Genomic DNA, 11008 nt, shown 5'->3' on the forward strand with positions numbered 1-11008 from the left:
ATATAAAGTAAATTTATAAGCAACATTCCACAAAGCATATACATACTCATGACAATCATCTCAACATAATTTTGTTTACTTTTCTTAAAAACTAGAAACAATACAACCGCCCAGAAAGGAACACTAATGATTTTCAATATTTTATCATAATCTTTTGCCAGTTTTAAATAACCCTCAACATTTTCTTTAGTATAAATTGTTGTTTTATCTACAATAGAATAATACCCTAAAAAATGACTTACAGCAAGAATAATTAAAAATAATGTAAAATAATTAAAGTGATTTACTCTTTTACCTTGCACATATTCTCTAATGCTATGCCCTGGTCTAGTAAAAAGCTCTTTTATTGTAAACCAAAAACCTTTATCCAAATGAAATACGCCATGAATAAAATCGTGCAATATAAAATGTTTAATAGAGAAACGGTGGGAAGAGTTTTTCTGCCCACATACAGAACAAAAATTATTATGTATATCCGAATTACAATTTAAACATTTATTATTTTCCATTTTGTTTTTTATGTTGTTAAAGCATGTAAAGATAAAGACTCTTCTATTAATTCAAGCTGTTCATTAAGATTCTCAATACTTGCATGTCTTATTTTATATTTTAGATTATCCATAGCATTCATTTCAAACAAATCAATTCTTTTTCCGTTTTCTAAAATCAAATCATTAGATAACGTATTTGTGTAAAATGCAGGAATATTTCCTTGTGTTATTTGGTCTCTTTCGGAACCCAAAAGTGAAATATTTAGATCTTCACTTAAAATATAAGCTCTTGCTAACAACTCTTGCTTAATGCCATAAGAAATGGAATCTGCTAAATATTCAGTTTTGGACAAAATGTTTAGAATTTTAGCATAAACATCGGTATTTCTCATTAAAAAGCGTATTTTTTTATCTTTAAAATTGTTAATTGGAGATGTTTTAGATAGCAAAAACATTTTTTTATCTAGAACTAAATGATATAATTTGTTAAAACCAACCATAAATTCCATTTTATAATTTTCAATGTAATGTGGAATGCTGTTTAAGTGAGGTATATGCTTTAAATCATAACTTTGAGTAATTAATTGAGGTACTCTTTTTATAGAATCCTTATTAGAATTTATAAGTTTTGCAGAAATAAATGTATGATGTTTTTTTTGTACTAAAGAACCAAAACCACAAATTTCTATTTCCCTTGTTTCATTAATAGTAGGAAGTAGTAAACTTTCAAGTATAGAATTTGCGTATTTTTTCACGTCATTATTTATTGTATGTTTTAATCTTGGCCCAATAATTGTTTCGTGATCAATTAATACTGGACAATTTCCTGAAGCAATTACGTTTTCAAAATGATAATCTCTCGTACTAAGAAAATATGCAAGTCCCATTATTACTCCTGCTTTTTCATAATACTCTTTAATATCACTTATTGTTTCACATTCATTGCTTTCTATAAACTCCATCCACCCATAATCTCCTTTATTGAGTGTTTTGAATTTTTTTAAATTTATTTCTAAAGCATCATCTATCCATTCTAATAAATCATTATAAGCATCGGTTATTTCTAGATTAGTTGGTTTATATACGATTTTAAGATCATTGTCAAATATTAAAATTACAGTAGTTTCGCCATTGTGCTTATCTCCAGCATTGAGTAAAATATCATTTAAGTTCCCTATTTTAATTTGAAATTTTTTTTCTAAGTCATTAGTGTCTTTTTCAAGTCTTTCAAAAAGCTTAGTAATGAACAAAATATTTTGATGTGTTTTAGTCGCAATTGTCCTAGCCAACATTGGATATTTAGTGAATATATTTAAATATTTATCAGACAATGTCTTTTTACTAAATTTTTTATAATATTTGTTATCACTTTCAGATTCGATTGCGATGTAGTTATTCTCTTTAAGATATAAAGAAAACTCATCAAAAAAGACATAATGACTGTTTGAAACTAAATCTTTGTAAAAAAATTGAAGTAACTTATCAACTATATTTCCAGATATTTTTTTATTAATTTTTTTTTCAACAGTGCATATTGAAAAATCAACTAAAGGAAATAGAATATCATAAAAAGGCAGTTCGGAATCCTTTTTATTTATTTTATTGACATTCTCAAAAACTGAAAATTCATACAATATTTCTAACCAAGATGGAAGTTCGTTTTTTTCTGTATTTATAGTCTCCTTTGAGAACATTAAAGCGAAAGATTCTTCATTCAAATTAAGCCGTTCGCAATATTTATTAAATTGTTCATTTGAAGCGTTTTTATCTACAACTTTTTTTAGACTATCTAAATATTGGCTATTGATCTTATTTGAAATTTGTTTTGAACTTTTGAGCATAGTAATACACTCAAAAGGTAATAAAGATTTAGTGTATATATATTCAAAGACTTTTGCCATTTCTTATTTTTTTAATTTTTATAAAAAAAACAACTGCAAAAATCATCCACAGTTGTTTTTTTATTGTAAAAGGAATATTTAATTATAAGTTAATAACTAAGTCTCCACACCATGAATAAGAGCATATCCATGACCCAGAAGCTTCAGCACCTCCACTTACAATTTCTAGTTCTTTATCTGATAACTCAACATCTTGGAAATCTGGTTTTGAATAAATATAGAGATACAATGTATCTCCAACAATTTTAGCTGGTGTTTCTGTTGCTGTTTCTTCTACAACAACTTTTGTATTTTCAGGAATTGGGGCACCAGCTACATTTAAAAATTTTTTAGGATCTGTAAATAACTCTCTCTTTACAGAATCACTAGCCCAGCATAAATTAACTAATTTGTTTTGAAGTTCTTGGAAGTCTTTTTTGTTGTTTTCTAAATTGTTCATGATTTTTAATTTTAATTGTTAATATTTAATTTGTTTAGTAAAAAATGCATTTTTAGACAGTGTTAGTACATAGTATCTCCACCACAAAAACATGAAACTATAATAATTGTTTCTATGCTACATGGAAAATTTGCCGCCCCACCTGCAACCATTTCCAACTGCTCATCTGTCAGCTTAGTTTCCATTACAGACTCTTTAGTAGGAAAATTGAAATAAATCTTTGATTCATCTTTTACAATAGAGTCGTCTACTGAATCCAAAATCACAAATTCCTTTCCTGAAGGAATTTCAAATTTTTCTCCTGTAAGAGTTTCAATAGCACTAACAGGGCTAGCTAATAATTGCTTTTTAAATTCAGCATTTTCCCATGCTGATAAAACTGCTGTTTGTAATAATTTTTGATTTTTTGTAATTTCCATAGTATTGTTAATTAAATTTTTAGTTAAAGTATTGTTTTATATTTTTTATATTATCCTATATCCTCTCCAGATTCTTCAGGGAAATTTATAGTAATCCAAGGAAAATCTATTCCGCCAGCAAGAACTTCTCACTGCTCTTCATTTAATTCAAAATCATCCATTTTTTTGGTGTCCAAGGAATATTAATATAAACCGTAGATTCATCTGTTTGATCTCTTACAACCATTTTCTTTCTAGGTGGCAAGTTTATTTTCATCCAGTCAATCTTTCAATTGCAGCTATTGGGTTAGTCATTAATTCATCTTTGAAACTCTTATCTTCCCATGCCTTTTGTACAATTTATACCTACAGTTTTTGATCTTGTGTGAATTCCATATTTATTTATTTTTAGATTATAAAGAAGTTAGATTTTAATAATATCTTTCAATTCTGGAAATAAATTATTTACTAAATCAGCCCATACCGTTTGTCCACCTCCCGCAATAATTTCTAATTGCTCTTCATTAAGTTCTATATCTTCTATACTAGGTTCAACTGGAATATTCATGTAAACCTTTGATTTATCCGTTTGATCATTTACCACTAGTGTTTTACCTTCTGGCAATATGATTTTTGCTCCTGTAAGATTCTCAATTGCTATTATTGGATCACTTATTAAGTTTTTTCTAAAATCAATATCTTCCCATGCTTTTGATATTATTAATCGTAAAACTTCTTCTTTATTTTTATTTTGCCCCATGACTCAATTTCTTAATTAATGTAAAATTAGCTGATCTGTTTGCGACAAAATTGCCAAATAAACCGACAAAAAAACATCTTAGTTATAACCTGTTAAATCATAAATCACAAACCTGATTTTGCTTTTACTCTTTAAATCCTTCTCGTTATTAATGTAAAATTAGTAAGTCTATTTCTGATGAAATTGCCAAATAAACCGACAAAAAAAACATATTAGTTGTAACCTGTTAAACCATAAATCACAAACCTGATTTTGCTTTTACTCTTTAAATCCTTATCATTATTAATGTAAAATTAGTAAGTCTATTTCTGATGAAATTGCCAAATAAGCTGATAAATTACAGTAAAACAAAATCAACAATTCAATCATTGTCAATGATTTAGACCCGACATTAAGCACAATAAATTCAAGAACATTTTATCATTTAAAAAAGCTTAATCAAAAAGATCATTTCCTACTGATCTTCTATTTGCTTTTTCATTAATGTAAATTTAAAGTATCTAATTCCTGTAAAACTGACAATTAGACTGACAAAATTGAATTTGAAAATTGGTTTCATTACTAGTGGTTATTTAGTTGGAAATAATAGGATTCTTTTCAACAAAATACATTTTGATTTCTCCCTTCCCTTTTGCGTGGATGTTACCGCGGTACTGAAAAACAAAAGATTCATCATCCTTGATTAAATCATATAGTGATTCGCTTATATTTACTTTACCTACAATCCCATTGCTTTCAATTCTGCTAGCCGTATTAACCGTATCGCCCCACACATCATATTGAAACTTTTTTATTCCTACGATACCAGCTACAATGGGTCCTGCATGAATTCCTAATCGCATCTCAAAGGCTGGATTATTATTCTCTTCGTTATTAATTTTTCTTTTAGACATAAAATCCTGCATTTCTAATCCTGCTAGTACAATATTTGTTAAAGATTCTTTATCAGGTTTGGGGATACCACCAGCTGCCATATAAGAATCACCTATTGTTTTAATTTTTTCAATTTTGTATTTTTCAGTGATTAAATCAAAAGCTTTGAAACAGGTATTTATTTCTTCAACTAAATTTTGAGGAGACATTTTCTCGGCGGTTTGAGTAAAGGATTTAAAATCTGAGAAAAGAATCGAAACTAAATTAAAGTCTCGGGCATTAACAAAACCCTTTTCTTTTAATTCTTGTGCAATTTCTTCAGGTAAAATATTTAGCAATAGCTCTTCAGAAAGGTCTTTTTCAATTTTTAAAGCAATTTTAGATTTTCGAGTATAGTTTAATCTATTCCATAATCCTAAAGCTACAAGAATAATAAAGCCTAATGAGATAATGATAATATTGCGTTGCGTTTCCTTTTTTTGAACTTCTTCTTTGTGTTTGATCTCAACAGCATGTTCCTTATTTACATGAGAGATACTATCTAATAACTGTTGACGTTGAAACTCCATGTTCATCATTTTATTTGAAGTTTCGCCAGATTTTAAACTGTCCTTAAAATTTATTGATTTTTCATAAAAATGAAGAGCTAATTTATCATTTTGACTAGACTTATAAGCTTTATAAAGACAATCACATGCCTCTTTTTTTACAGATATAGCTCCTATTTTTTGGGCGGTACTATAACCTTTTAAACATTTTGTAATTGCTTGCTTATTTTTACCTAAATTATTTAGTATTTTTCCAAGGGCAACTTCTGCTATGCTTATATATTGTAAACTGTTAATTTCAGTAGCATATTTTAGAGAAAGATTGTAGTTAAATAATGCTCGCTCAAAATTTGATTGTTTAAAAAACAATTCGCCTAAACTCGATAAAATTTCAATTTTTAATTGTTTATCATTTATTTGGTTTGCATTATCTAATGCATGGTTTAAATTCTTTAATGCTTTTGGGTAATTGGATAATTTTATATAAACAATACCAGACGCATTTAAGTTTTGAGAGATTGCTTTTAAATCAGTACTATTTTTATAAATCAAATAAGATTTACGAAAGTATTTAAGTGCATTGGGATAATCTTCTACTTGTGAATATATTGCACCAATATTTTGAGAGGTTCCTGCAGTCATTTTCATATCTTTGAGCTCTTCTTGAACAACAATTGCTTGTTTATAATAATTTAAGGCTTCTAGATAGTTCCCTAAATAATAATAAACCCCTCCGATATTATTTAAAATAGAAGAAATTCCCTTTTTGTACTTTGTTTTTTTATATGCTTCGTTACTTTTCTTAAAAAAGAGTAAAGCATTTGAATAATCTCCTTTATAATAAAAGGTTACTGCTTTATAACTAAAACAATCACCCACATTTTTGCTTTTACCCAAATGATTATAAATCCTTAAACTTTTATCAAATAAGAGTAATGATTTTGAATACTCTCCTGCATCTTGATATTTCATACCAAGATTTAGAATAGAATCAGCCATTTTAATATTTTCCTTTTTTGTTAGAATAATTTTTTGTTTAATTCTTGATTGCCCAAAAAAAGATATTCCATTAAATAATAGAAAAATAGAGAAAACAATTTGTATGACTCTTTTCATGAGTATAGTGGTTATGATTAAATATGAAAACGTACATATTCAACTTTAGAATAGGTACGTTTTTAATATTTAAAATTGTAAATAAGTTAAATTTATTTAAAGATATCCCCTGTATAATTGTTGGGCTTAATTATAACTGGGGGTATTATATCTCCATCCCCACCTGATACAATGTCTAATTGCTCTTCATTTAATTCTACATCATCCATATTAACCTCAGCTGGAATATTGATAAAAATTGTTGAGAAATCTGTTTGATCAACAAATGCAATATTCTTCCCCTCTGGCAAATGAAAAGGCTGCCCTAAAAATTTTTCTATAGTTGTGATGGGGCTAGCTATCAAATTGCTTTTAAAATTTGGATCCTGCCATGCCTTTTTAATAATTGCATCTAGAATTTTTTGGTCTTTAGTTAATTCCATTTTTGTCGTTTTTATTAATTCATTTTTAGAATTGTGAAATTAACTTCTTATTTACGAACAGAAATGCCAAAAATGCTGACAAAAAGATTCATTAATTGATCAGCATAGGGTTTCTTAAAAGAATTTTTCTCCTAATTTATGATAGTGAGTATGGAAAAGTGACTGTTTCACAAATAAAAACCAACTGAGGTCCCGAGTTCAAATCTGGGTCTCGCGATAAGTGTGAAAAATCGAAAAGTATAGATTTTAAGCGGTATTAAAGCAATTCAATACCACTTTTTATTTCTAATTTACAGCGATATTTACAACGGTATTTGCAATGTGATTGCGATTAAATTAGAAGAACTTATGGCATGAGCTAGAGGAATATTAATCGCAGTTGAGATTATTGCTGCTACTTCTAGCTAGGTACTTTCGTAAGCAACTATATTTAAAGTCTATTGTGCTAATTATCGAATTCTCTTGTTCTGTAATTGCTTTACAAAAAACGAGTAGTATCTAAACCTAACTGGTTTAAAAAACTGTTAGGTCTGTAACATCTTGATTAAATTACTTATAGACTCAATAGGCAAGTTGATCCAGATTTTAAGAAGAAGAATGATTTAAAAAAAAGCGACCCTCTAACTCTCTTTTGCGACGAATCTTTTTTTACTAATGAAAATCATTAGTTATATTCAAAGCTCGCGAGCATTTTGGCAAATGAGGACCAATAGGATTTTAGAATTTCCTAAAAACAAAAAAAAACTCCTTTACTGAGTTGCTTTTTTGTTTTTTTAATTGTTTTACTTCCCTCGTTTGTAGATTATTGTAACGGCTGTAAACTCGGAGACTATTCGCACAGCAATCACGACTTTTAACAACGTTTAGTTTTGAAGAAAGATATCATCAAGCTGGTTATAGTACAATCAAAATAGAACTTGCCAAAATGTTTTTTAAAACTAAAAAGCCCAACATTTCTGCTGGGCTTTCGTTTGATATCAAATAATCTACCAAATTTTAACACGTTTATCAGTTGCTAAATAAAGTGAATCTGTTGGCTTAATTTTAAATGCTTCGTAAAATTCTGGAACGTTGCGTACTACAGCATTAATTCTGAATTTAGCTGGCGAATGTGGATCGGAAGCAATTTGATTGCGTATTGCTTTTTCACGGCTTTTGTCTAACCACACTTGTCCCCAACCTAAAAACACTCTCTGGATCCCTGTGTAACCATCCATAACTGGTGCTTCTTTTCCGTTAAGGCTTAGTTTGTAAGCTTTAATTGCAATACTTAATCCTCCCAAATCTCCAATGTTTTCTCCAAGGGTAAACTCTCCGTTAAGATTCAAATCTGGAAATACTTTGAAAGCACTGTATTGATCTACTAATGATTTTGTTTTAGCTTTAAAAGCAGTTAAATCTTGTGGTGTCCACCAGTTTCTCATAACCCCTTCACCATCAAAAGTACTTCCTTGATCGTCAAAACCATGACCTATTTCATGACCAATTACCGCTCCAATTCCGCCATAATTTACCGCGTCTTCTGCTTTTAAATTAAAGAAAGGCGGTTGCAAAATAGCTGCAGGAAATACAATCTCGTTCAAGGTAGGATTGTAATAAGCGTTTACTGTTTGCGGTGTCATTCCCCACTCTGTTCTATCAACAGGTTTTCCTAACTTGTTTAACATTCTGTTGTATTCAAATGCTCTAGCTCTTTCTGCATTTCCATACAAGTCATTTTTAGCCACTTTTAATGCTGAATAATCTCTCCATTGGTCTGGATAACCAATTTTAATCATGAATTTATCTACCTTGGCAAGTGCCTCTTTCTTGGTATTTGCACTCATCCAATCTAGCTTCTTGATACTTTCGGCATAGGCTTTCAAAAGATTTTTAACCATTCCGGTCATGCGTTCTTTAGCTTCTGGCGAGAAATGCTTTTTTACATATACTTTACCCACAATCTCTCCCAAACCACCATTAACACTGCTTACACCTCTTTTCCAATCTTCTTCCTGAGCTTCTGTACCGTAAAGTGTTTTTCCGTAAAAGTCAAAATTTTGTTTGTCTAAAGCCGTAGTTAAATAATTGGAAGTATTGTTAATCAAACTCCATTTAAGGTAGGTTTTCCAAGTATCAATTGGCGTGTTTTTGATAATAGTATTTAAGCTTTTTGTGTATTCTACCTGAGAAATTACGATTGTTTTTTCTTTATCGATACCTGCATTTTTAAGCATTGCATTCCAATCGAAATCTGCCATTAACTTTTTTAAATCGGCTACATTGTATTTGTTATACAGTTTTGCCGTGTTTCTGGTTTCTTCTTTTTTCATGTGGCTGGTAGCCAATACGGTTTCCAAAGCCATAATTTTAGAAGCGCTTTCAGCTGCATTTGGAAGCCCCACCAACTGCAACATTTTTTCTATATGTGCTACATATTTCGCACGCGTTTCCACCATTTTAGCATCGGCTTGCAAATAGTATTCTCTTTCAGGAAGACCTAATCCGCCTTGCCAAGTCATTAACGTGTACTGTTTTGGGTTTTTAAAATCTTCGGTAACCACAACAGAGAAAGGCATTGAAACGCCTGTTCTGTTTGATTTTCCAAAATAAGCTGCCAAGTCCGTATAATTTGCAATAGCATCAATATTTTTCAATTCTGGTTGAATTGGCGCAATTCCTTTGGCATCACGGTCTTTTCTGTTCATGAAAGAGCTGTAGTAATCGCCAATTTTCTGTTCGTCTGAACCTTCGGAAAAAGTACCTTTTGATGCTTCTTCGATAATCGCTTTTACATCTTTTTGAGATTGATCATACAAAATATCAAAAGCACCGTAAGACGTTTTATCAGCTGGAATTTTATTGTTTTTTACCCATGTTCCGTTTACATAGGCATCAAAGTTGTCACCAGGATTCACAAGCGTATCCATATTTTTTTTGGTGACCCCTGAAATTAATTCTTCTTTTTTATTGCACGAAGCCATAAGAACGACTGCAGCAACTAAAGAAATCTTTAGGTTTTTCATTGTTGAAGGTTTATTAGTTGGTTTAATATATTTTCTTACTTTCCAAATAGTTAGTTGCTTTTTTAGTAATTTGTTACATTAAATAGTAGTAATTGTATTTTTATGGAATATAATCAATGATACTTTATTCGAAAATATATTCTCAACTAAGGTTTTAAAGATTGTATTATTCTGAACATTTGGAGGTATAAACAATTTTTATAAGCCGCAAAAATGCTGTGATTATATTAATTAGTTACTTTATAAAGTCCCGCTGCTTTGAGATGGCTGGAAGTTCGTAACCGCGTAATTTTCGGCTTAACAAAAACTTGATACGAAACGGTAATTCCACTAAATTCCAGCTAGCTCAAAATGGCTGTTATATACAGGCTTATATTGGTTTAAAGATCGGACAAAGTAAACTTTTTCAATTTGGATATATGATTAAGAGGTTTTAAAATATCATTTAACTCTTTTACTGCACCAATTGATTTCTTATCACTTTCATATATATCATAGATAAATTCAAAGCAAGACTTTACAATTTTTTTAAAAGATGCATCATTTTGAATAGCTACATGATGTTTAATGATAAATTGAAGGAAGAAATGATTATAATTTATCATTAATGTGTCAATTAAATAGTGTTCATCAAATTCTACTTTATTTATAAATTGACTTACAAGAAATCTTTTCGAGTTAGAACGTGAAATACTTATGTAATGTCGTGACCACAAATATTGAACTTTCATGATGTTTTCGTAATAAGCACTATCATTTATCTCGTTCTGACATAAATCATAACCAATATCTTTATTAACTAAAATAGATGAGTGGTAGTTTAGGAATTTAATAAGCATTTCTTTAAGAGGTTGATATCTACTAAAGTACCGGGGATTAGCGGAAAACACGATTGGTTTTTTTAGAGATTTGAATATTTCTTCATAATTTTCTTTTTCAGAAATTCTAATAAATTCCTTATATTTTTCTTTCAAACTTATTAAGTTTAAAATTTCATATTCGCCACTATTATATATTTTAACATATAGGGATTTTGTTAATAATGAAATTTATTT

General features: G+C 29.4%; 9 protein-coding genes. All 9 read right to left on the reverse strand.

The window, feature by feature from the left end; all coding sequences use genetic code 11:
* The coding region (locus DNC80_RS14275) for a DUF3667 domain-containing protein (protein ID WP_182651790.1) at positions 1-509 on the reverse strand (509 nt) is incomplete at its 3' end.
* An 8-nt stretch (positions 510-517) separates the two neighbouring features.
* Positions 518-2392 (reverse strand): type 2 lanthipeptide synthetase LanM, encoded by a 1875-nt coding sequence (gene lanM / locus DNC80_RS14280; protein ID WP_182651791.1) that lies wholly within the window; start codon positions 2390-2392, stop codon positions 518-520.
* A gap of 82 nt (positions 2393-2474) precedes the next feature.
* Positions 2475-2831, reverse strand: a complete 357-nt coding sequence (locus tag DNC80_RS14285) for a hypothetical protein (RefSeq protein ID WP_182651792.1) — start codon at positions 2829-2831, stop codon at positions 2475-2477.
* A 62-nt stretch (positions 2832-2893) separates the two neighbouring features.
* Positions 2894-3250, reverse strand: a complete 357-nt coding sequence (locus DNC80_RS14290; RefSeq protein ID WP_182651793.1) for a TOMM propeptide domain-containing protein — start codon at positions 3248-3250, stop codon at positions 2894-2896.
* A gap of 403 nt (positions 3251-3653) precedes the next feature.
* Entirely contained in the window at positions 3654-3989 is a 336-nt protein-coding gene (locus DNC80_RS14295) for an NHLP leader peptide family RiPP precursor (protein WP_182651794.1), read from the reverse strand.
* A 572-nt stretch (positions 3990-4561) separates the two neighbouring features.
* Entirely contained in the window at positions 4562-6526 is a 1965-nt protein-coding gene (locus DNC80_RS14300) for an adenylate/guanylate cyclase domain-containing protein (protein ID WP_182651795.1), read from the reverse strand.
* 92 nt (positions 6527-6618) lie between these two features.
* Entirely contained in the window at positions 6619-6948 is a 330-nt protein-coding gene (locus tag DNC80_RS14305; RefSeq protein ID WP_182651796.1) for a TOMM propeptide domain-containing protein, read from the reverse strand.
* Between the two features lie 986 nt (positions 6949-7934).
* Positions 7935-9953 (reverse strand): M13 family metallopeptidase, encoded by a 2019-nt coding sequence (locus tag DNC80_RS14310; protein WP_182651797.1) that lies wholly within the window; start codon positions 9951-9953, stop codon positions 7935-7937.
* Positions 9954-10333: 380 nt separating this feature from the next.
* Positions 10334-10927: a hypothetical protein gene (locus tag DNC80_RS14315; protein WP_182651798.1), complete on the reverse strand. Its 594-nt coding sequence runs from the start codon at positions 10925-10927 to the stop codon at positions 10334-10336.
* Positions 10928-11008: the final 81 nt, after the last annotated feature.

This window comes from Flavobacterium sp. SOK18b (assembly GCF_014156605.1).
Taxonomy (GTDB): domain Bacteria; phylum Bacteroidota; class Bacteroidia; order Flavobacteriales; family Flavobacteriaceae; genus Flavobacterium; species Flavobacterium tiangeerense.